Below are 20,520 nucleotides of genomic sequence, written 5' to 3'. Positions count from 1 at the left end.
TTCTAGCGCATCGTATCTGATAAAAGCTTTAATATAGAAGGAGAAACCGCATGAAGGTACATCTTCCTTTCTAAGACGCCGCTTTTTATAGGTACGAACGTAACGCCTTTATGTTCGATCGCATCCGCCATCATCTTTGGAAGATAAGCGATTCCGATCCCGATCGATACAAGTCCAACCATGCCGAGGTAGTGGGTTTCAAGCACGTCTACTCCAATACCCTTTTCCTGCATTATGTTCGTTACTTGTTCTGAAAGGCTCCCTTCTGGGGGAAGGATCTGCTTATAAGCAAAACATTCCTCCATCGTCACCTCTTTTCTTGAAGACAGTGCGTAAGAAACCGGAATCGCTGCCACAAAAGGTTCTTGAAATAATAACGTTGAATATATCCCTTCGATCGAGGGCGTATCTTGAACGATTGCAGCGTCGATGTCGTGCGCTTTTAATAATGGAACGAGATCACGGCTGTCATTCTGAACAACAGTTACGTGCAGGTTCGTATATTGTAGCTTTTCATAATAACTCGGTAAAAAGTACGAACTTAACAGTGGCGTAGAACCAAACCGGATATGATCAAACTGCTTATAGTGATGGACAGTTTGATCGATTTTTGAAAACAATGGAGAGAGATCTTCATAGAGCGACCTACCTTTTCTCGTTAGCTCCACCCCTCTGATCGAACGATTGAACAGTGCAAAACCTAGCTCCTCCTCAAGGAATTTCATCTGTTTACTAAGCGCCGGCTGCGAAACAAAACACGCTTCGGCCGCCTTTGTAAAACTTCTTTTATCTGCAATTTCAATAAAATACTTCAGTTTATGCAGTAGCATGTCCCCACGGCCTCCATAACTTCACATTATTAAAATGTAACAACCACTTCTTAAAATCACTATACTTTCCACTTTATCATAACCTCAAGTTATCATTTAATGCATTTTATGTATTACCACACTTCTACTCACACCCGTTATTCTAGAAGTATAAAACCAGCGCATTCCAAAGGAGACTTCATTATGAAACATTTCGTTCTACTCATTGTCGCGATTCTGTTTGAAGTGATCGGCGCAACGTTTATGAAATTTGCAGACGGGTTTACGAACGCAGGCTATAGCGTCATCGTTTTTCTGAGCTATGCCTTAGCACTCACCTTCTATATCATTCTAACAAGAGACCACGACCTCGGTATCACCAATGCACTCTGGTCAGGTGGTGGGACGGTTACGATCGCCGTCATCGGAATCGCACTCTTCGACGAAGCAACGACCACTACAAAACTAATCGGCATCACACTCATCGTGATCGGTATCGTTGGGTTGAACACACCAAGGAAACATGCTGAAAGAGGAGGACAACCGTCATGATGTTTTTAACCATCTCACTTATCTGCTCGGTGTTAGGAAGTATCAGTGTCAAACTGTCGAAAGGATTTAAAAAGCACATCCCAAGCGTGATGTCGTTCCTCTTGTTTGGCTTTTGTATCTATTTTCTCACACTCGCTGTTCAAACGATCGATGTCGGAATCGCCTACGCCGTTTGGTCCGGTGTATCCATCGCTGGTACTACACTTGCTGGCATCCTGCTTTTTAATGAAAAAGCAAACAAAAGAAAGTTTCTATCGATCGCCGTCATCATCGCTGGCGTCGTTATTCTATAAAAAAAGCCGATCGTGGCATGCACGATCGGCTTCCTTACATTTACGTTAATTTCTTTAAGGCTTCTTTATCGAATGGAAGTAGATCATCCGCTCTTCCATCACGAACTTTCTTCACCCACTCAGGGTCCATCAATAGAGAACGTCCGATTGCGACAAGGTCGAATTCACCTTGATCTAATCGGTCTACAAGGCCATCAAGGCTCGTCGTGTTTGCACCTTCAAAGCTCGTGAACTCACCGTCAAGTCCAACAGAACCAACGGAAATAACAGGCTTACCTGTTAGCTTCTTCGTCCATCCAGCAAGGTTCAGATCAGACCCTTTGAACTCTGGCTCCCAGAAACGACGCGTTGAGCAGTGGAAGATATCTACGCCAGCTTCAACGAGCGGCTGTAAGAAACGCTCTAGTTCTTCTGGTGTTTCCGCTAACTTCGCATCAAAGTTGAACATCTTCCATTGTGAGAAACGGAATATGATCGGGAAGTCCGGTCCAACTGCACGTCGACACGCTTCGATGATCTCAGCTGCGAATCGCGTTCTACCAACAAGGTCACCGCCATAACGGTCAGTACGCTTGTTTGTTCTTTCCCAGAAGAATTGGTCGATCAAGTAACCATGTGCGCCGTGAAGTTCGATGCCGTCAAAGCCAATTCGTTTCGCGTCAGCTGCGGCTTGCGCATACGCTTCTACTAGTTCTTCTACTTCTTTTTCAGTCAGTGGTTCGTTCACCTTTTCTCCTGACAGATCAAGACCAGATGGGCCAACTGGCTGTGCTTCCTCATTTGGAAGGTCGCCGGCTTTACGTGTCATACCAACATGCCAAAGCTGTGGCACGATTTTTCCACCTGCTTCGTGAACTTCTTTCACAACATTTTTCCAACCGCTCAGTGCCTTTTCCCCGTGAAAGACAGGGATACTCGCGCCAGAAACAGATGCAGGATGATTGATTCCAGTTCCTTCTGTCACGATAAGACCAACACCGTTTTCCGCACGTCTACGATAATACGCTGCAACATCCTCTCCAGGTACGTTACCAGGAGAAAAGCCGCGCGTCATCGGTGCCATCACCGTGCGGTTTTCTAAATTTAAGTTTTCACTTGTAAATGATTCGAATAGTGGTTTTAATGAACTCGTTGTTTTACTCAATGGTTTCCTCTCCTTCCATTAATGCAATTTTTATTATTACAGATTCATTATTGGAAAGAAAGTAATCTGTTTGTAGGTAGAGGTTAGCCGGTTGCCTTCACCTCTCCTCTTTCTGAGAAAGCAGCTGATCGACCTTCTGCTCTAAGCGATCGAGACGAGACCTCCTACCCTTTAACATAAAAAGTAGCACGATCATAAGAGTAGGAATGGATAACAACATGACAAATGCAAAAAGTTGAAAAAGAATATCTCCAATATGTACGTTCATGCACGAACTCCTTCTTTCTTACCCACCGAAAAAACCCTTTTCACAGGGTTTTTTGTCTACCGTTTATTTTGCGTTCTCATCCGGTTGATGAACACCGAAAATATTCCCTTCCGTATCCATGTAATAGGCCTGCCAAGCCATGCCTGGGAGCGCGTATTTTGCTAGAGCGACCTTTCCGCCATTCGCTAGAATGATCTTTTCCGTCGCATCGATGTCTTCTGATCCCATCGTACATGCATACCCGTTCATCGCGCTGTTCACTTCTGGAGGAGGCGTTTGTCGCTGCATCAACGCGCCGTTGATTCCAAGCTCATTCGAATCGCCCGTGACGACTCCAAAGTAAGGCATCCCAGCGTATTCGCTCCAGTCTTCAAACGTCCACCCAAACACTTCTCCATAAAACTTTTTTGCACGTTCCATGTCGTCAACATGAACTTCGAAATGAATGACTCTACCCATAAAAACCTCCCGAATCGTTAATGTTTGCCGTAGTGTACAACTAACTATATTCGCTTACTCGGTACATTCTCCTTCTTCAGTTTTACGGTTCATCCGTTATGTAAAGTTGAGCAACAATCGCGTACTCTGCATCTTTCACTGAATCAGGAAGGGTTTTATAATCATCAAGCCCTCCTATATCCATGTGGTTCTGACTCGACCCCTTTACGTAAGCGAGATAAACGGTTTCTCCACTTTTTAGCGTGACTTCTCCTTCGAGCTGTTCAAACCCATAACCTTGAAGATCTTCAGGCATTTCGGTCGAACCTTTACTGTAGCCAGTCGGTGATCCCATCGTGTAATAAGCGGTGCCATCTTCCATGTGAAGTTGAAAGGAATGCAGCGCTTTTTTAAACGTTTGATCGTCGCCATACGTTTGGAACTGTTCCTTCCCACCGTCACCATTTTGAAAAACGACGATTGAACTAACTAAATGCTCATTATCCGCTAACTCACCATCAACGGTAAAAAACGTTTTGTAGTCGATGCCGATTTGATCGATGATCCTTTGCTCACGCTCAGTTAGTGATGCTGACTTAATTGTCAACGTTGAATCGCTTTTTGCTAAAACCTTCTCCTCTGTTCCGGTCGTCTCTTCATTCGTGCATGCTACTAAAACGAGCACCACGAGCAGCGTCAATAGTTGCTTCATCCCGTTCTCTCCTTACTGAATCTCCCTCCAAAAATGCTTCTAATAGTGGTCACCACCAACATCAGGATTCCATTTAGAAGTAGGCCAATCGCGCAATAAGCCGTGACGAATGCCGCTCCTTGGCTGTGCATCATCCCTGATACAAGTAAACCAACAATATGGAAGATGACTGCTGAAGCCATCGCTACGAAACTGAGAAGATAGTGATTCATACTCTTCTTAACGTAAAGAGTCCAACTTCCAATTAATAAGCCGATCGTGACAATATAAAACCCCAATATCCTTCCTCCTTACCTACGCAACGTAACCTCACACTTCAAGGTTATTACGCTTTTTCTGAGCTCTTAACGTTTGAATCAAACAAGGCACACCGGCCATCATACTGACAATAAAGCTCCACATCACATACCGCCATTCACTTGTAAAGGATGCCACGATAATGAAGAACACAAGCTGCCCAACCAATGCAAACCAAGTTGCAATCCACGCAAGTGTTAAATTTTCTTTCATTCCTTTACCTCCCACTTACTAAGATTCATCTCTACCAATTATTTCAAATTTACTTTAAAAGAACAATCTCCTTTATTAAAAAGAGGTATAACTTTAGGAGTATGCATATAAAATCTTACACCTTGACAGTAAACCGACCGGTATGGTTACATACTTGTAGTAAGTATACCGATCGGTTTATTTTTTGATAAGATAAAGGAGTGGTAAGATGCTTTCGAAACGGCTAAGCATTATAGCAGCAGTAGGCTTTGTCATCATGTGGAGCTCGGGGTTTGTTGGCGCACGATTAGGGACAGCGGAAGCGAGTTCGATGACGATCTTGATGTGGCGATTTATCGTCGCATCAGGTATTCTTGCGATTTGGTGGTTATGGAAACAACGGAAGAAGCTTTCTGTGAAGAGCGTTGCAACGCAGGCACTCATCGGACTTTTTGCTCAAAGCGGCTACCTTTACTGTGTGTTTCTCTCAGTTGAAAATGGGGTTTCTGCGGGGACATCAAACTTAATCACGACACTTCAGCCAATCGTTGCCGCTGCACTCGCAGGTCCCATTCTTAACGAGTCGACTTCAAAGAAGCAATGGGGTGGATTAGTTCTCGGGATCCTCGGTGTGTTATTCGTCGTTTACGGAGATCTTGGAAGTTCTACTTCCGTTCCTTTATGGGCATATGCGCTATCATTCATGGCGATGATCAGCCTCGTTTTTGCGACGCTTTATGAAAAGACGCTGAAGAGTTCCATCTCCATTACAGATGCACTGCCGATTCAAACGTTGATCAGCGCACTATTCTTTACGATCATCGCCGTGAACACTGGCCAAGCGACACCGCCAGCAACAACTAGTTTCTGGATCGCAGTCGCGTGGGTCGCTGGCTTATCTACGATCGGAGGATATGGATTTTACTGGTTGAACCTTAAGCTAGGAAGCATCACGAGAGTCAGCAGTCTCTTGTATCTGACGCCACCCGTGACGATGGTGTGGTCGTACGTGATGTTCGGGGATAGAATTGGTTTCTTAACGATTGTCGGAATGGTAGTATGTTCACTAGGAGTATGGGTGATCAGTAGAGATCGTTCATCGAATTTGAAAAAACGTGAATTTAAGAAAGAGGTTGTGTAATCGATGGATGAAAACATCAAAATGACGCCTGCAGCGCTTCGCATTCTAGAAACAGCATCAGATTTGTTTTACTGGAAAGGGATCCATATGATAGGGGTCGAAACGATTGCGAGTGAAGCAGGCGTTACGAAAAAGACATTGTACGACCGCTTCGGTTCAAAAGATCAGCTGATCGTAGCTTATTTGAAAAATAGGGACGAACTGTATAAAGCGCACCTGACTTCCTATTTAGACCGTGTTTCAGATGACGAGCCTTATGAAAAAATCCAAAGCATCTTTGACGCACTAGAAAACTGGTTAGAAACGCACAACAAAAGAGGCTGCGCGTTCGTAAACGCATTAGCCGAACTTCCAGAAGAGTCTCACCCTGGAAGGGAAGTCATCATCGAAGAAAAAAGATGGCTGAAACAGCTTTTCACAACGTACCTCGAAGAGCTAGAAATCAAGAACGCTGAACAGCTCGGTGAACGTCTTCTCGTACTGCACGAAGGGGTAACCGTAACGTTTTCCATGAACCTTTATGAAGACGGCATTTCTTCAGTCAAAGAGACAGCAGCACTGCTCATTAATGCGAATCGATAAAAAAGAAGGGCCGCAGCCCTTCTTTTTAGTGCTTTTTAAACGATAATCCATTGTTCGCAAGAACTTCCTTTAGCTTTGGAATCGAGGAAGGTCCCAGCCCATGAAACGTTAGCAGCTCTTTCTCGCTATAAGTCGAGAGCGTTTCTAACGATGTGATTCCATTATTTTCGAGAGCTCTTCTCGCTGGTGCTGAAAGTAATGAAAGAAACCCGCTTTCAGGCTTTCGTTCCTGTTCGCAGATCGGGCAAGTTGGACAGTCACTGCTTTTGAAATAAGAGTGTCCCTTTTCACAAATCCGTTTCGTTTTTGAAGACATGAGCAGCTCCTTTCAAGCACCGTTCAGCTATTGATCCTCTTTGCTTGAGCAACGATCGACATAATGATTTTAGACGCTGATTCTTGGCGGCTTAATCGAGGGCTTTGCCCTGACCAGAGAGACATAAATTCGGGATTATGTTGTTTTGCGGCTTCTTTTCGAATACCTTTTGTTAACGCGTTTTGTAAGGGATAAGCCAACAGCTCGTGTTCATGACCTTCCATTCTATCGATAAAGGTGTTTCGAATGCCTCTCGCTGGCTTCCCGCTAAAGGAAGAAGTTAGTACGGTTTCTGTTTCTTTCGTATGTACGATCGCTTCTTTATGATGTGGGTTCGCTCCACTTTCATCACAAGTGACAAACGCGGTCCCGAGCTGCGCGCCATCTGCCCCTAGAACCATGGAAGCACAAACCCCTCTTCCGTCCATGATGCCACCCGCTGCGATGACAGGAATCTTCACTGCATCTGCGACTTGAGGGATGAGTGACATCGTCCCAACGCCTTCGTTCGTCGCTAAAAACGTTCCACGATGACCGCCAGCTTCACTACCCTGTGCGACGACCGCATCCATACCAGATTTCTCATTCACGATTGCTTCTTCCACGGAAGTCGCTGTGCCAATCAAGATGATTCCTTCACCCTTAAGGTCTTGAATGACCTCTTGATCCGGTAGTCCAAATGTAAAACTTACAATAGGAACGTTCAGCTCCTTGATCACCTCAATTTGGTTTTCAAAAAGTGATTTATCTATCTCTGGAGAGGGTTCTTCCGCTAGTCCTAGTTCGTCTCGAAAAGGGTTCAAAAGCTCGTTTGCATGCTTCATTTCTCGCTCTGTAGCCTTAGGGTATTCAGGGACAAACACATTCACAGCAAACGGCCTGTTGGTTAACGTCTGGATCTCTTCGATCGCCTCTTTCATCGCCTCTGGTGTCATATACCCAGCCCCTAGCGTACCGAGTGCTCCTGCATTAGAAACGGTAGCAACGAGCGCTGGCGTCGTAACGCCTCCAGCCATTCCTGCTTGTATGATCGGATGTTCAAGTTTCAGAAGTTCAAGTAACCGGCTATGCTTCCACATGCAATCTTCTCCTTCCGTAACCTTTTTTACAGTTTACCACGATTACGGAGCATACTGACGTAGGAAAAGAAAGCTAGTACCTTTCTCTATTAAAAAAACGTCTCTATTTGGAACTTATTCAAATAGCGCTTCATATCTTCCACGTCCTCACCCACAAAGCCGATATAACCGTCTGGACGAACGAGATATAGCGCACTTTCCTGCAACCCCGCAGCTTCCACAGAAGAGTCCCATTCATATGCATGCACAGGTATCGAGACAGAAGATAGTTCGTCTCTCACCTGTTGTTTTACCGTTCCATAAACATGAATCTGCCAATCAAACGATTGCAACGCTTCATAATTATTGTGGTTTTGTACCCATGGCAGCCGATCGCCTCCTCGACGTTTTCCGGCTGTGCCTACACTCAGCATACTTTCATGATAATGAATGCGCGTTTGCGAGATCGTCTTGAATACGCCTTTACGTGTTGATGGGAATCGCAATAGAAATGGTAGAACATAAGGAAAGAAAACGGTTCGTAACACTTTCCCTCTTCGATGCTGACCGATGATGTTAGTAAATGCACGATCCGTCGTTGAAACGAGACTGTTCGCAAACGCACGGCGTTCCTGTTCATACGTCTCTAATAGATCACGTGACGCTTTTCCTTTTACCACGCTCGCTAGTTTCCAAGCTAGATTAACTGCATCTCCGATCCCCGTATTCATCCCTTGCCCTCCTGCTGGGCTATGAATATGAGCCGCATCACCTGCAAGGAACACCCTTCCTTCTCTAAATTTCTCACTTACTCGATGATGGACTTTATAAGTAGAAAACCAGTTTACTTGAGATACAGTAAGATCAAGCTTTTTCTGAACTGTCGGGTAAATCTCCCAGAAGTCGATCGCACGAACGTCCTCCGGTACGATTCCGATCAGACGGATGATCCCCTTTTTTCTCACCGGCATAAAAACAAAAAAGCCGTTCGCTTCCATGTTCATATACATGTCACCTAGTACGAGAGAGTCACTCTCTGCTTCAACATCTGCGACAAAAAACTGCTGGTCATACGTTCCACCAGGAAAATCGGTTTCCATTCCGTGGCGAACCGTACTATGTGCGCCGTCACAGCCACAAATATAATCGAACTGACACTCCTCATGACCATCTTGTTTAAGAATAACTTTGACTCCGTCCTCCTGATTTGTGAACGAAACGAGCTCTGTATTCCACTCGATCTCAACTCCCGCATTCTCCAACTCTTTCACTAGCAATCTTTCATAAACATCTTGAGGCAGACTCAGCACATAGGGGAACGGGCTTAACGCGCCCCCTATGTCCTTCAGTCTCAGTTCCGCTTTATCTTCCCCTCCATTTCTAATGTGAACAGCAGTAAGTGGAATCCCTTCTTTCACGAATTTATCAGAAACACCTAGCTGCTGGTAATGTTCGAGGATACGAGCTTGGGTTACTAAAGCACGCGATGTTTCACCTGGCCCCTTATTTTTCTCAATGATGCGAAACGGTACGCCAAGCTTGGTAAGGGTTAACGCCATCGCTAGACCAGTTGGCCCCGCTCCTACGATCAATACGTTTGCTTTCATCCTCCCAACTCCTCTTTAAAAAAGTTCCTCCTACACCAATTCTTGTTTTTGTACGGAAGCCCCTTCTTTCATCTCGACAGATGACCGTTTAAAACGTGAAGAAAAAAGGACAACGAGACTTCCAACAGCGATCCAAACGAGCGCAGACGTAGGTTCATTCCATCCCAATGCTTTATCAAAGTAAAACAAATCTCTCAAACCTTCTGTCATGAAGCGCATCGGCATCCAAGGATAAATCCAATCATGATAAAAAGAAGTCATAAATTCGGTTGGAATCGTTAAGAGTGGCGCTCCAAAGAATAGTAACAGCGCGAAGATTCCTATTCCTTTTAAACCAATCCACGATAACACTGCAGAGATCATCACGAAGAAGCTGAAGTAGACGAGCGATAAGAACAAAGCCGTATCTACAAAGTTCGGAAGCGTTAAACCGACCATCACATCAGCTAACCAGGTTAAGCCAAAACCTGCCGTTAGTGCGAGAACAAGACCTAGCACTAGCTGAATCCCTCTTGCTTTTAAATCTTGCTTACGCGAACGTTTCTGAAGAAAGAAGAACGTTAGCGCAGCACCCGCCATACAGGCCATCCAAAGAGGTTGAAACAGTGAAACAGGCGCATTACCGTTCGCACTATTTTCACCAACCTCATTTACCTGAATGTCTTGTTTTGTAATCGGTGTTGCGAGCTGTTCAGCCTGACTTGGTGAAAGGGTCATCCCTTGCTGTTCAAAACCAGTGATCACTTGCTTCCGGACGTTTTCGTTCAGGTTGGTAACCACTTGATCCAACATCGATTGTGCGACCATCGTCGCCATTCTGTTCATTCCTTCATTGGTATACACGTCTAACTGAGGTGAAGTAGGATTTGGTGACCGTAATGAACCTTGATTCATGCTAAACGTTTCTGGAATAACCAATCCAGCATAGTAGTTCTGGTCATCGAACCCTTTCATCATTTCCTCTACACTACTGAGTTCCACCAACTGAACTGGCGGTTCCTCCGCTGATGCTGCCATCTTTTGCATCGATTCTACGATGGTATTCCCTACATTTAGTTTCCCCTGCTCGGGAATCTCGGCTCCCTCATCCAAATTTACGACGGCTACCGGTATGTTTTTCGGTGTCTGGTTAACAGCTGGAATAAGTGTCAGCGAAAAAATAGCTAGAATAAGCAATACGATTACAGGTAAAACCACCCACATTTTGCGATTTGTCATAATCCTTCCTCCTTATCTATTTAATAAACACTGTGTTGATTAACGTTCACACTGTATATTATAATTTGTTTACAAGTGATTACAATGCACAATACTAGTCGAGATGAACAGTACTTAACACAACTGTAGAAAGTGTTGATTAAAAAGGAAGCGAGGAAGAACCGATGGACAGAGATACGACCGATCGACGAATTTTACGTACAAAGCGGATGCTGCGTCAGGCTTTAACTGAGCTTATGGAAGAAAAGGGATTTGAAGCATTAACGGTAAGCAGTTTAACGGAAAGAGCGGACATCAATCGTGGTACTTTCTATATTCACTATCAAGATAAATATGACCTGTTGGATAAATGCGAGGATGAAATCCTGAAAGAGTTCGAACGAATTGTACGTGAAGGTTTCCCAACTCAGCAGAATGACTATAGAAAGCTCGTTCAGACAGACCCCCTTCCACACATCCTCAAACTAGTAGAATACCTTAGTGATAACTCTGCCTTCTTAAAGACCATCTTAGGCCCAAAAGGTGATCCATCTTTTCAGGAGAAGTTGAAAGATCTCATGAAGAAGAACCTCACCGTGCTCATCGAACAACGGTTAAGCGACTCTCCTATTCCTACTGATTATTTGATCGCATATGTGAGTTCCGCCAATTTAGGCGTGATTCAGCACTGGCTGAAATCTGGGATGAACGAGTCGCCACGAGAAATTGCCCTCATCCTATCTCGACTCACCATTCTAGGACCAGGGATTGAGGCTGGATTGAACTAGCCTATTCCATGCAAAACCCGCCACTCTTTTAAAGAATGGCGGGTTTCTGCCGTTATAGAAATTTCCCCATCAAAATATCATCAACATACTCGTTTGGACCGAGCTTCCCTTGCCTTACTCGTCTACCTTCTACAGTAAACCCAAACTTAGAGTATAAGTGAAAGGCTCTCGGATTGTTTGAAAATACTTCGAGAGATACTTTTTCTACTTCGTTTTCTTTCGCCCAGTCCAATAGTTCCGTTAGTAATGAACTGCCGATGCCGTTATCCGAAAATTGTTCTTGTACACTCATTCCGAACATTCCTTGATGACAGAACTTTTTCCTAGTGGAACGACGAAAGTTAAGCATGCCAACGATTTCACTATTTACTTCTGCAACTAACACTAAACCGTTTGAATCGTGAGCGTTGATCCATTCTTCTTCTTCCTCAACCGTTGTCGAAAACTCTTCTAACGTAGAACTTAAAAAGTGAGCGTTCTCGCTCAACACCTTTTTTGTATGCTCGATCAGTTGAACTGCATCACTTTTGTGAGCTTTTCTGATTGTCACCAAATTTTTCATCGGGATCCACCTCACATTCATTTAAGAACAGCAAATCCATTACGCGCTTAAGAAACCCTTCTTGAACATCTCATACCATTCATGAAGCGCGTCTCCTTCTAACACGCCTAACGTTCGTAAAATATCTCTTGAAAATTCGACTGCGCCACTTCCATTAGCGGTGATCAAACCTCCGTCACTAACCGACTGTTTCTCTATGTAGTTCTCTTCACCTTTGTAGTGAGGTGCACTTTCTTTTAAATAAGGTAATGAATTGCCTGTATGCTTATGGTGATCGAGAAAGCCATGAATGCCGAGGAACGTAGTCGCATCACAGATTGCTGCAACAGGAATGTCGTTCTTAAAGCACTCTGCAACGAGCTCTTTTACCACTTGATTCTTTTCTTCTCTCCACCCTGTTCCACCAGGAATGATCACCATCGCTAAATCTGATGCAACCGAGTAGTCTTGTAAACTATAATCAGGTAGAACAGTGAACCCGCCCATCGATGTTTTAGGATCTTTGTCGATCGCAATGGTTTGAACATAGTAGCCCGTACCTGACTTATTCAATTCTGGCGTGACGTAACTTGCTTCCCAATCAGCAAAACCATCCGTGAGCACAACTAATACTTTTTTCATTTCAAAACGCTCCCTTTTCCAAAAAATAGTGTAACACGCTACCCTTTGTAGCTCGTATCCCCTGTCTCAACTAATTCTTTTAGTCCTCTAAACATTAAATCCCATCCATGTTCGGTTGCGTCATGGTACTCAGATAGCGCTTTTCCATATCAGCGTCTGTCCAACTTTCTTCTCGCTCAACGTGAATAAGCTGAGTAAACGTCATCTGTGCTCCGCTAGCATTCTCAATAATCTCAACCTTGATCTTATCTTCTAACTCACTAAACTGCGGCATTTTGAATGTGAAGACCAATTGGTTTGGAGCGTTGAGTTCGAGGTACTCCCCTACCGCTCGGTAATCAACGCCCTCTCGATGGTCGATGATTTCCCAGCTGCCTCCGACCTTCGGATCATTTTGTACGAGCTTATTCGTTCCTTCTAACGTGAATAACCACTTTCTCATCATGTCTGGATTCACCCATGCTTCATAAACGCTTTCAGGCTTTTCATTGAACGTTCTCTCCATGGTTAATGGTACCGTTGAGACATTATCCATCGTGTCATCTCCTTTATTGTTCTTTTATTCTTATCAGCGAACCCAGCGATCCAGTCATAGAGATTCTTCCTTTTCTTATTCGTAAAAGGAAGAAGTAAACTTGAAGAGTCTTAGTCTATACCTTTATTCAGCAGCCTTGTCTTTCTCTTTTCTTTTATTTTTCTCTATCGAATAAGTTACGTAAATGAGAAAAACAAATCCTATTCCGCTCATGATTAACGCGATAATATGATGTGCAGAACCTTCAAATGGAAAGAACATCGTAATAAAACTAATTCCGACGATCGCTAGTAATATCCAGTGTAAGTACTTACTGATGAGTTGCCTCATGATTGCCTCCTCTATATGAAGTTACCAATGCTCTGTTCATTCCTTATCATCAAAATGTAACAGTGCTAAACAGATCATTCCGATCGATAAGAACGTAATCGGACTGCTTGCTTTGATAGCCCCTTGCATCACTAAGCTAATCGTTGCGATCCCAATTCCTAACGGCGTGGTTCTTAATATCATTTTAATCCATTTCTTTAGCATTTCTGCCTCCAAACGTTGTAAAGAGTTTACCGAGAATTATCGTTAAGTGAGCTGAGGACCTTATTAACATCAGCATAAAAAAGATGGAGGGACTGAAAAAAGGAAGATTGCTGGTTCACCTTGCCCTACTTTTGCAACATAATAATCACGAATGAGATTGTCATCCTTTAACTCTATGAAACGATGCTCCTTCTATTTAATTCCATATTCATCAATTCAAACCTCTCTCTACTAACCAGAAAGGTCTTCCCCAATGAGGAAAGACCTTTCTTTGTTTTAACTCGTGACATATCGTTCTACAATTTCCTTCAATCGCTCATGATTCTCAGTCGCAACATTTTCGGACAACCTCGCCCCAGCGATAATCGGCGCCCACTGAAACACCTCGTCCAAGGAGAAGCCGCTACGATCACATGCTAGTTTTACATACCGCTCAGCCCACTCCATAGAAACCCCCGCATACAACAAGTATGTTCGATACACATCCGCACGAGGATCACCTGCACTCGAATCCACCCAGTCGATGACGGTCACATCGTTATCCGATTGGATTAAATTAAATAAGTGGTAATCACCGTGACAAAGCTTATTCTCTACGTTCATCCGATCAAGTTTTCTAAGAAGAGCAAGCTTTTGTCGATCTTCTAACAACGAAGCTGACTGAATCTGTCGTTTCAATTTCTCATTCATAGGTTCAAGCGAATCCGTCGTAATGTCATGGATCCCGCACTGGATATCGATTGATAGCTTCATGTAGTCTTCCGCTTTCTCCATATTTTCAAGAGCAAGGTCACCAAGCGTTTTGCCTTTGATGTACGCCATGACGATCGCCTGTTTTCCATTGACCTTCGTTACGTCGTAAATTTTCGGGACAGGTAGACCACAAGCATGTGCGTGCTTTTGTTTATCTGCTTCAGTGACAGCTTCAGAACTTGGTAAATGCTCCTTAAACACTTTGATCACGCGATCATTCTGCAAGTAGATGGTCGCAGTATTTCCTTCTGCGATCTGAACAGCTTCCTTCACTCACGCCACTCCTTTAACGCACGGGAACTACTCTTCCATTCGCCGTGCCAATATGTAAGAAATTTGAATCTACTACTACTATAGCAATCTTTTAAGAAAGGACTGAGTAGTATGAGCTTATTCGAGCAACAGCCTTGCGGAATACCTTCACACAAGAAATGTACGAGCAGCATCTGTAAGAGGTTAAGCAGGCTCCAACCAGGTACATCTGTCGCACTAAGAGTGTCTGGCGTCAGAGTACCTGGAAGTGGCACGTTGATTTTACAAAGCTTCGACCATACCGACTGCTGTGCAACATTTGATGCCGGTGGCGGCGCGAGTCCCTTTGTTATCGACTGTCACCGTATCGATGGGTTTACGATCAATGCCTAATCACCCTCAAGTAGAGGGTGTTTTTTCACTTAGATCTCTAAAAGAAAAAATTGCCAGCACTAAGTATCGCAGCAAAAATGGCTAAGCTCATCGCAACCTTATAAATCGTCTTCTCCCTTTCTTCCTTCTTCTTATCAAAAGATATGTTGGCCATTGAGAATGCGATTGTAATACTTAATAAAAGTGGAAAAAGTTCTGACTGTCTCGTGAACCCAGCCCAAACCATCGCACTCATGGACACTAAGGTTAAAATGATTAACGTTACTCTTAATTTCATTGTGTATACTCCTTATGTAATTGTGTTGTACGCACTCCTACCAATTATTTCAAAATGAGCAGACGAACTCAATACTTTATTCCATCAAAAAAGGAGCCTACTAAAAGTAAGCTCCTTTGCTCATTATTGCATTTTCCTAGTAAGCACCTTCTGAATACGTTAGCTCATAGCTATGTGTATAGATCTCAAAAATGTTACCGAATGGATCTTCTACATACACCATTTTAAATGGTTTTTCACCAGGGTAGTATTCACGGATCGGCATGCGCTGTTTACCACCGTGTGCTTTGATCTTCTCAACCATTCCTTCAATATCAGGATCCTGGATACAGAAATGGAAGATACCTGTTTTCCAATACTCGAAGTTGTTTTCAGGCTGTTCGTTCTCTGGGAATTCAAATAGTTCAATACCGATTTTATCACCAGTTGAAAGGTGAGCGATTCGGAATTTCTCCCAGTCGTTACCGAACACATCACGGCACATTTGGCCGATCGGTGTATCGTCATTTTCTACATCTGAAGGCTCCATAATGACGTACCAACCGAATACTTCTGTATAAAATTTAACCGCGTCTTCAACGTTTGGAACAGATAGTCCAATATGAGAAAAGTTTCTTGGATATGTTACCATAGTAGTAATTCCTCCTTAGAAATTGTAATTTATTTGATTACAGAACACATTATATAATGAGTTTTTATACATGAGAAGAACGCACTTTTATGTGAGACACTAACCTAAAAGTAAGTAAAGGACTGAAAAAAATGGACGCACCGATCAATCAAGATGGAAAACTAAACTGTTCGATCGAATACACATTGAAGAAAATCGGCGGGAAATGGAAAACGGTCATTCTTTGGCACCTCGGAGTCGATGGGAATTTTAGATATAACGAGTTACGCAGGTTATTACCAGGCGTTACGCATAAAGTCCTCAGTGAGCAGTTAAAAGAATTAGAAGATGACGGGTTCATCGACCGGAAACAGTACAACACAATCCCGCCAAAAGTGGAATACTCGATGACGGAAAAAGGAAAAACGATTTTGCCCATTCTCGAACAAATGCACAAATGGGGAACCGAACAGATGGACAATCAATAGATTTTCCTAAACAAACGGTTTTATGCGAAAAAGAGCGCCATTCTCGATCGAGAATGGCGCTCTTTTGACTTTACTGAACTTCTTTCAACAACTCGTACGCTTCTTCATCAGATTTCACTTCAAGCAGCTTCTCTCGATACTCATCATCCATAAGTTTCCTTGAAAGCATCTGAAGAATCTTTAAGTGTGCGTCTCCTTCGCTCTCTTTCGGTACCGCGATCATGAAGATCAGTCTCGCTTCTGTACCGTCAAGGCTGTTCCAATCGATGCCATCGCGCTTGATTCCAAACACAACGCGAGGTTCGCGTACAGCCGTCGACTTCCCATGAGGAATGGCGATGTTCATGCCGATTCCTGTTGAGCTTTCATTTTCTCTCGCAATGATCGCTTCCTTAAAGCTCTCTTTTGAATCGAGCACATCTTCCATTTCAAGCATGTCGATCATTTCATCGATCACGTCGTCTCTCTTAGATCCTTTTAACGCAATGTTCACCAATCGTTCGTTCGTAATGTCTGTTAGTTTCGTTACCTCTGTAACCCTTGATACCGTCTGTTCCTCTGCTGTTGCCGCTTCGACCTGTACATCAGTGCCTGCGACTTCCATCGCAGTTACGTCTTTTTTCAATGTGTTAACAAGAAGCGCAGTCACGAGTGCACCTGCAATCACTGCCACGAAGAACATGAGCACATTATCCACAGCACCTAGCACTGCTACGATCGGTCCACCGTGTGCGACTCGGTCTCCGACGTTCCCCATCATCGCGATGACAGAACCTGTGATCGAGCCGACCATGATACTCGGGATAACGCGAAGTGGATCTTGCGCTGCGAACGGAATTGCACCTTCCGTGATTCCGAAAAGCCCCATCGTAAACGACGCTTTTCCAGTTTCAATCTCAGCTTCTTGATACTTCCGTTTCTTAAGAAATGTTGCTAGGCCCATTCCGATCGGTGGAATACAGATCGCGGCTGCGATCGGTCCCATGATTTCATAGTTTCCTTCTCCGATCATGGCAGCTCCGAATAAGAACGCAACCTTGTTTACTGGGCCGCCCATATCGAAGGAAATCATTGCCCCAAGAATGACCGCAAGAAGGATTGAACTCGTTCCCTGCATGCCTGCAAGCCAGTTCGTTAACGTTTCAAATACCTGTGCGACGGGCGCACCGATGATAAAGACAAATGCGAGTCCAACGATCAGTGATGCAAGAACCGGGATGATGATGATCGGCATGATCGGCTGAACAGATTTTGGAACCTTGATTTTCTTAATCGCAAGTGCAACGTAACCTGCCAAGAAACCAGCGATAATCCCGCCGATGAACCCAGCTCCTGCTTCACTTCCATAAAAGCTGCCGTTTGCTGCGATGAACCCTCCGATCACACCAGGTGCGAGTCCAGGACGATCCGCGATGCTGTAGGCAATGAATCCTGCAAGAATCGGGATCATGAACGTGAACGACGCTCCGCCTAGCTGTTCGATCGTCTTCCAGAAGGAACCTTCTGGGATCACTAGACCGTTCTCTGTTGGCTCTCCACCGATCGTTAGTGCAATCGCAATCAATAGCCCTCCGACAACAATAAACGGAATCATATACGAAACGCCGTTCATAAGGTGTTTGTAGATCGGATTTTCTTTTCCTTTCTTATCATCCTTCGCCGTTTCTGCCCCACTGCTGCGAAACTCAGGTACGTCACCGTTTTGATGCTTTTTTATCAACCCTTCAGGATTACGAATTCCTTCTTGAACACCAACGCTAAGTACCTTTTTACCATGAAAGCGATCTTTCACTACCGTTTTATCGGCTGCAATGATGATGCCATCGGCTTCTTGAATGTCCTTCTCTGTAAACTCATTCTCAACGCCGATGGACCCTTGCGTTTCTACCTTTAGCTCGACGCCTAATTTCTCTGCAGCTTTTTGTAGATTCTCAGCTGCCATATACGTATGAGCGATCCCGTTCGGACAGGATGTAATCGCTAACAACTTCATGTGCTTCCCCCTCTTTCTTTGATATCGCTTACACATATCGTATCTTATAAAGAGTAGGGAAAAAGAAAGAAAGTTTACCGGAACTTCCGGAAATATGACTATTTATTGTGATGAACGGTTTCCACCAAGAATGTCGATTACGGATTCAGGGTCACTCTTACTCACAATTTCCCTAAGCAAATGCGGGTTTTCACTCAGAGAGGAGATCTCCCTAAACAGTGCTCTCGTAGCCTCACTATTATCGTTATTTACCGCTAATAGAAAGACGAGGCTCACGTTTTCTTTCTCCCATTCGATAGGTTCTTTCATGATTCCTACCGCAATCGCTGACTTATGAATAAGCTTAGGATCACCATGTGGGATCGCAATACCAGACCCGATGCTTGTGGATGAAGCTCGCTCTCTTTCAAGCGCACGCGTCGTATACTCCTTCGTGACATACCCGCTCCGAGAGAGTGCGTTCGACAGTTCTTCAATGACGTCGAATCGATGAACAGGTTCTTCATAAATAAACACAAATTCAGGCTTTACATAGTCTGTAACTATCGCGCTGCTTCGATCGATCTCCTGAATAAATGCCTCTAGTTTACTTTCTTCTTCTATGTTCAGTAACGGCGAGATCACGATCGATGGAACAGCCTGCACGGTCTTAAGCTCGACCGTTGAGATAACGAGATCGACTTCTTCTTTTTTCAAAAATGAAGGAAGTTCTACCTGGGAAATACAGTCCAGAATCGTAAGCGATGCGAACTTCCGCTCAAGCTTTGTTCGTAGAAGCTGGGACATTCCTACACCGAGATGACACACGATGACGGCTCTTTTTTGCTTTCCTCTATTTGAATGAAGCCGTTCAACAGCCGCTTCAAAATGCAGCGTTAAATAGGCGACTTCATCTTCTGGAATCATAACCCCATGCTTTTCACTAAATTCTGTAGAAAGTCCGATGAGAAGATCGAATAAATACGGATACATCTGCTTAATTTCTTGAAGCATCGGATTTGTGACAGACAGGCCGTATGTAATCCGGTTAAGAGCAGCATACAAATGAACGCGCAGTCCTTCTAGCAAATCATCGTCATCATGAAAAGAAAGAGATGTCAATTCCGACATCCTACGAACAAGGTCTGTTGCGATGGGATCGATTTCTAGCTCATCTTCCTTCATACCTCTTCGTTTGGCACCGATAAAATGAAGCGCGAGATAGGCGATTTCTTCTTGTGGAAAATGCACGACAAACACAAACTCAAGCTTCTTTAACAGGCTTTTCGCCCACTGATACTCCGCAGTTGACGTCACTCTCTCAACATCTTCTTCACGAAGTGTAACCACGTGTCTTTGTTTCACCCGTTTGATCGTAAACAACGTATGCATGAGAAGATTTTCATACGCTTCATCTGTATACGAAATATCATGCTCGGCTTGATGCGTGCGTAATTCAGTTTCGACGAGACTGATTTCATAAGGTGAAAACTGCTTTTTAAAGAAGGATTGTACAAGAGTGTCATCATGTACAAACTCCCGTAAACGAGCGAGTGCCCTCCTTTTTGCCATCTCCTCCCCATCTACCAACACACCAACTTTTTGCTTAAAATGAAGGGCAAGTTCAAACTCTTCTAACCAGGTGCGGATATCCTCAAGGTCTTTTCGGATAACGAGTCGATTCACGTAATAGCGCTCTGAAAGACCCTGAATTGAAACTGGATCCTTCGTCATCAGCAGCTCATAGACGATTTCAACTTTTCGCTGCCGTTCGATGACTTCTTCTTTCTTCGTATCTACTGAGCTGAACGTTTGATAAAGCCTCGAACGTTCATATTCATCCACCTGTATGTAAACCCCTAGCCCCGGCTTCTTAACAAGCTCACCGTTCGTTTCGTTCTCAACGTATTCTTTTATCGTCCCAAGGTCGTTCCGGACAGTCTTCTCAGAACAAGAAAGATGATCCGCAAGTTTGCTCACTCGTTCTGTTTCTTTGCTTTCTAGTAACATAAGCAACAGTTTCTGTTGTCTACGATTCATCCTATCCACCTACTTCATTGCTTTCCTAAATATAGGTAGTATATCAAAAGTATTAGGATAAAAGGAATACTTCCTCTATTGCAAGCATT

General features: G+C 43.9%; 27 protein-coding genes and 1 pseudogene. 7 read left to right on the top strand and 21 right to left on the bottom strand.

Annotated features, from left to right (window positions below; translation table 11 throughout):
• Positions 1-2: 2 nt before the first annotated feature.
• The gene (locus tag PFZ69_RS11650; RefSeq protein ID WP_270181254.1) at positions 3-830 is read right to left on the bottom strand and encodes a LysR family transcriptional regulator; all 828 of its coding nucleotides are present in this window, start codon (positions 828-830) and stop codon (positions 3-5) included.
• Between the two features lie 183 nt (positions 831-1,013).
• On the opposite strand from PFZ69_RS11650, the gene PFZ69_RS11645 reads away from it, so the two are divergent.
• Both PFZ69_RS11645 and PFZ69_RS11640 read left to right on the top strand, forming a co-directional pair.
• Positions 1,014-1,361 carry a DMT family transporter gene (locus PFZ69_RS11645; protein ID WP_270181253.1) on the top strand — a complete coding sequence of 116 codons (348 nt, stop codon included), beginning with the start codon at positions 1,014-1,016 and terminating at the stop codon, positions 1,359-1,361.
• Positions 1,358-1,654: a DMT family transporter gene (locus PFZ69_RS11640; protein ID WP_270181252.1), complete on the top strand. Its 297-nt coding sequence runs from the start codon at positions 1,358-1,360 to the stop codon at positions 1,652-1,654. The genes PFZ69_RS11645 and PFZ69_RS11640 overlap by 4 nt, the downstream gene beginning before the upstream one ends.
• 40 nt (positions 1,655-1,694) lie before the next feature.
• On the opposite strand, the gene PFZ69_RS11635 is transcribed toward PFZ69_RS11640, so the two are convergent.
• The 6 genes from PFZ69_RS11635 to PFZ69_RS11610 form a co-directional block, all read right to left on the bottom strand.
• A complete protein-coding gene (locus tag PFZ69_RS11635; protein WP_270181251.1) occupies positions 1,695-2,798 on the bottom strand; it encodes an NADH:flavin oxidoreductase in 1,104 nt (367 codons plus the stop codon).
• 97 nt (positions 2,799-2,895) lie between these two features.
• Complete coding sequence (locus PFZ69_RS11630) at positions 2,896-3,066, bottom strand: hypothetical protein (protein ID WP_270181250.1); 171 nt, start codon at positions 3,064-3,066, stop codon at positions 2,896-2,898.
• Positions 3,067-3,129: 63 nt separating this feature from the next.
• Entirely contained in the window at positions 3,130-3,525 is a 396-nt protein-coding gene (locus PFZ69_RS11625; protein ID WP_270181249.1) for a VOC family protein, read from the bottom strand.
• Positions 3,526-3,607: 82 nt separating this feature from the next.
• Entirely contained in the window at positions 3,608-4,216 is a 609-nt protein-coding gene (locus tag PFZ69_RS11620; RefSeq protein ID WP_270181248.1) for a hypothetical protein, read from the bottom strand.
• A complete protein-coding gene (locus PFZ69_RS11615; RefSeq protein ID WP_270181247.1) occupies positions 4,213-4,494 on the bottom strand; it encodes a hypothetical protein in 282 nt (93 codons plus the stop codon). The genes PFZ69_RS11620 and PFZ69_RS11615 overlap by 4 nt, the downstream gene beginning before the upstream one ends.
• Positions 4,495-4,525: 31 nt before the next feature.
• Positions 4,526-4,726 (bottom strand): hypothetical protein, encoded by a 201-nt coding sequence (locus tag PFZ69_RS11610; RefSeq protein ID WP_270181246.1) that lies wholly within the window; start codon positions 4,724-4,726, stop codon positions 4,526-4,528.
• Positions 4,727-4,934: 208 nt separating this feature from the next.
• Here PFZ69_RS11610 and PFZ69_RS11605 point away from each other — a divergent pair, with 208 nt between their 5' ends.
• Both PFZ69_RS11605 and PFZ69_RS11600 read left to right on the top strand, forming a co-directional pair.
• Positions 4,935-5,846 (top strand): DMT family transporter, encoded by a 912-nt coding sequence (locus PFZ69_RS11605; RefSeq protein ID WP_270181245.1) that lies wholly within the window; start codon positions 4,935-4,937, stop codon positions 5,844-5,846.
• A 3-nt stretch (positions 5,847-5,849) separates the two neighbouring features.
• The gene (locus PFZ69_RS11600; protein ID WP_270181244.1) at positions 5,850-6,428 is read left to right on the top strand and encodes a TetR/AcrR family transcriptional regulator; all 579 of its coding nucleotides are present in this window, start codon (positions 5,850-5,852) and stop codon (positions 6,426-6,428) included.
• 25 nt (positions 6,429-6,453) lie between these two features.
• Here PFZ69_RS11600 and PFZ69_RS11595 read toward each other — a convergent pair whose 3' ends face one another.
• The 4 genes from PFZ69_RS11595 to PFZ69_RS11580 all read right to left on the bottom strand — a co-directional run bounded on the left by PFZ69_RS11595 (position 6,454) and on the right by PFZ69_RS11580 (position 10,627).
• On the bottom strand, positions 6,454-6,744 hold the full coding sequence (locus PFZ69_RS11595; protein ID WP_270181243.1) for an RNA polymerase alpha subunit C-terminal domain-containing protein: 291 nt from the start codon (positions 6,742-6,744) through the stop codon (positions 6,454-6,456).
• 23 nt (positions 6,745-6,767) lie between these two features.
• Positions 6,768-7,823, bottom strand: coding sequence for an NAD(P)H-dependent flavin oxidoreductase (locus tag PFZ69_RS11590; RefSeq protein WP_270181242.1), 1,056 nt, complete (start codon positions 7,821-7,823; stop codon positions 6,768-6,770).
• Between the two features lie 89 nt (positions 7,824-7,912).
• A complete protein-coding gene (locus PFZ69_RS11585; protein ID WP_270181241.1) occupies positions 7,913-9,409 on the bottom strand; it encodes an FAD-dependent monooxygenase in 1,497 nt (498 codons plus the stop codon).
• 30 nt (positions 9,410-9,439) lie between these two features.
• Positions 9,440-10,627: a YhgE/Pip domain-containing protein gene (locus PFZ69_RS11580; RefSeq protein ID WP_270181240.1), complete on the bottom strand. Its 1,188-nt coding sequence runs from the start codon at positions 10,625-10,627 to the stop codon at positions 9,440-9,442.
• 164 nt (positions 10,628-10,791) lie between these two features.
• Between PFZ69_RS11580 and PFZ69_RS11575 the strand changes: the two genes are divergently transcribed.
• Entirely contained in the window at positions 10,792-11,394 is a 603-nt protein-coding gene (locus tag PFZ69_RS11575; RefSeq protein WP_270181239.1) for a TetR/AcrR family transcriptional regulator, read from the top strand.
• A gap of 52 nt (positions 11,395-11,446) precedes the next feature.
• Here the strand turns inward: PFZ69_RS11575 and PFZ69_RS11570 are convergent, their stop codons facing one another.
• The 6 genes and pseudogenes from PFZ69_RS11570 to PFZ69_RS11545 form a co-directional block, all read right to left on the bottom strand.
• A complete protein-coding gene (locus PFZ69_RS11570) occupies positions 11,447-11,956 on the bottom strand; it encodes a GNAT family N-acetyltransferase (protein ID WP_270181238.1) in 510 nt (169 codons plus the stop codon).
• A gap of 39 nt (positions 11,957-11,995) precedes the next feature.
• On the bottom strand, positions 11,996-12,577 hold the full coding sequence (locus PFZ69_RS11565) for a type 1 glutamine amidotransferase family protein (RefSeq protein ID WP_270181237.1): 582 nt from the start codon (positions 12,575-12,577) through the stop codon (positions 11,996-11,998).
• Positions 12,578-12,615: 38 nt separating this feature from the next.
• Positions 12,616-13,112 (bottom strand): annotated as a pseudogene (locus PFZ69_RS11560) (SRPBCC family protein).
• A gap of 123 nt (positions 13,113-13,235) precedes the next feature.
• Positions 13,236-13,442 carry a hypothetical protein gene (locus PFZ69_RS11555; RefSeq protein ID WP_270181236.1) on the bottom strand — a complete coding sequence of 69 codons (207 nt, stop codon included), beginning with the start codon at positions 13,440-13,442 and terminating at the stop codon, positions 13,236-13,238.
• Positions 13,443-13,478: 36 nt separating this feature from the next.
• The gene (locus tag PFZ69_RS11550; RefSeq protein WP_270181235.1) at positions 13,479-13,646 is read right to left on the bottom strand and encodes a hypothetical protein; all 168 of its coding nucleotides are present in this window, start codon (positions 13,644-13,646) and stop codon (positions 13,479-13,481) included.
• Positions 13,647-13,922: 276 nt separating this feature from the next.
• Positions 13,923-14,672: a phosphotransferase family protein gene (locus PFZ69_RS11545; protein ID WP_270181234.1), complete on the bottom strand. Its 750-nt coding sequence runs from the start codon at positions 14,670-14,672 to the stop codon at positions 13,923-13,925.
• 111 nt (positions 14,673-14,783) lie between these two features.
• On the opposite strand from PFZ69_RS11545, the gene PFZ69_RS11540 reads away from it, so the two are divergent.
• Complete coding sequence (locus tag PFZ69_RS11540) at positions 14,784-15,044, top strand: hypothetical protein (protein ID WP_270181233.1); 261 nt, start codon at positions 14,784-14,786, stop codon at positions 15,042-15,044.
• A gap of 37 nt (positions 15,045-15,081) precedes the next feature.
• Here the strand turns inward: PFZ69_RS11540 and PFZ69_RS11535 are convergent, their stop codons facing one another.
• Both PFZ69_RS11535 and PFZ69_RS11530 read right to left on the bottom strand, forming a co-directional pair.
• The gene (locus tag PFZ69_RS11535; RefSeq protein ID WP_270181232.1) at positions 15,082-15,321 is read right to left on the bottom strand and encodes a hypothetical protein; all 240 of its coding nucleotides are present in this window, start codon (positions 15,319-15,321) and stop codon (positions 15,082-15,084) included.
• Positions 15,322-15,457: 136 nt separating this feature from the next.
• Positions 15,458-15,952, bottom strand: a complete 495-nt coding sequence (locus tag PFZ69_RS11530; RefSeq protein ID WP_270181231.1) for a lactoylglutathione lyase family protein — start codon at positions 15,950-15,952, stop codon at positions 15,458-15,460.
• A 131-nt stretch (positions 15,953-16,083) separates the two neighbouring features.
• Between PFZ69_RS11530 and PFZ69_RS11525 the strand changes: the two genes are divergently transcribed.
• Positions 16,084-16,419 (top strand): winged helix-turn-helix transcriptional regulator, encoded by a 336-nt coding sequence (locus PFZ69_RS11525; protein ID WP_270181230.1) that lies wholly within the window; start codon positions 16,084-16,086, stop codon positions 16,417-16,419.
• Between the two features lie 70 nt (positions 16,420-16,489).
• Here the strand turns inward: PFZ69_RS11525 and PFZ69_RS11520 are convergent, their stop codons facing one another.
• The gene (locus PFZ69_RS11520) at positions 16,490-18,412 is read right to left on the bottom strand and encodes a fructose-specific PTS transporter subunit EIIC (protein WP_270181229.1); all 1,923 of its coding nucleotides are present in this window, start codon (positions 18,410-18,412) and stop codon (positions 16,490-16,492) included.
• 102 nt (positions 18,413-18,514) lie between these two features.
• Positions 18,515-20,431, bottom strand: coding sequence for a BglG family transcription antiterminator (locus tag PFZ69_RS11515; RefSeq protein WP_270181228.1), 1,917 nt, complete (start codon positions 20,429-20,431; stop codon positions 18,515-18,517).
• Positions 20,432-20,520: the final 89 nt, after the last annotated feature.

This window comes from Alkalihalobacillus sp. CinArs1 (assembly GCF_947387515.1).
In the GTDB taxonomy this organism is placed as follows: domain Bacteria; phylum Bacillota; class Bacilli; order Bacillales; family Guptibacillaceae; genus Guptibacillus.
This window is presented reverse-complemented; position numbering and strand designations above follow the sequence as displayed.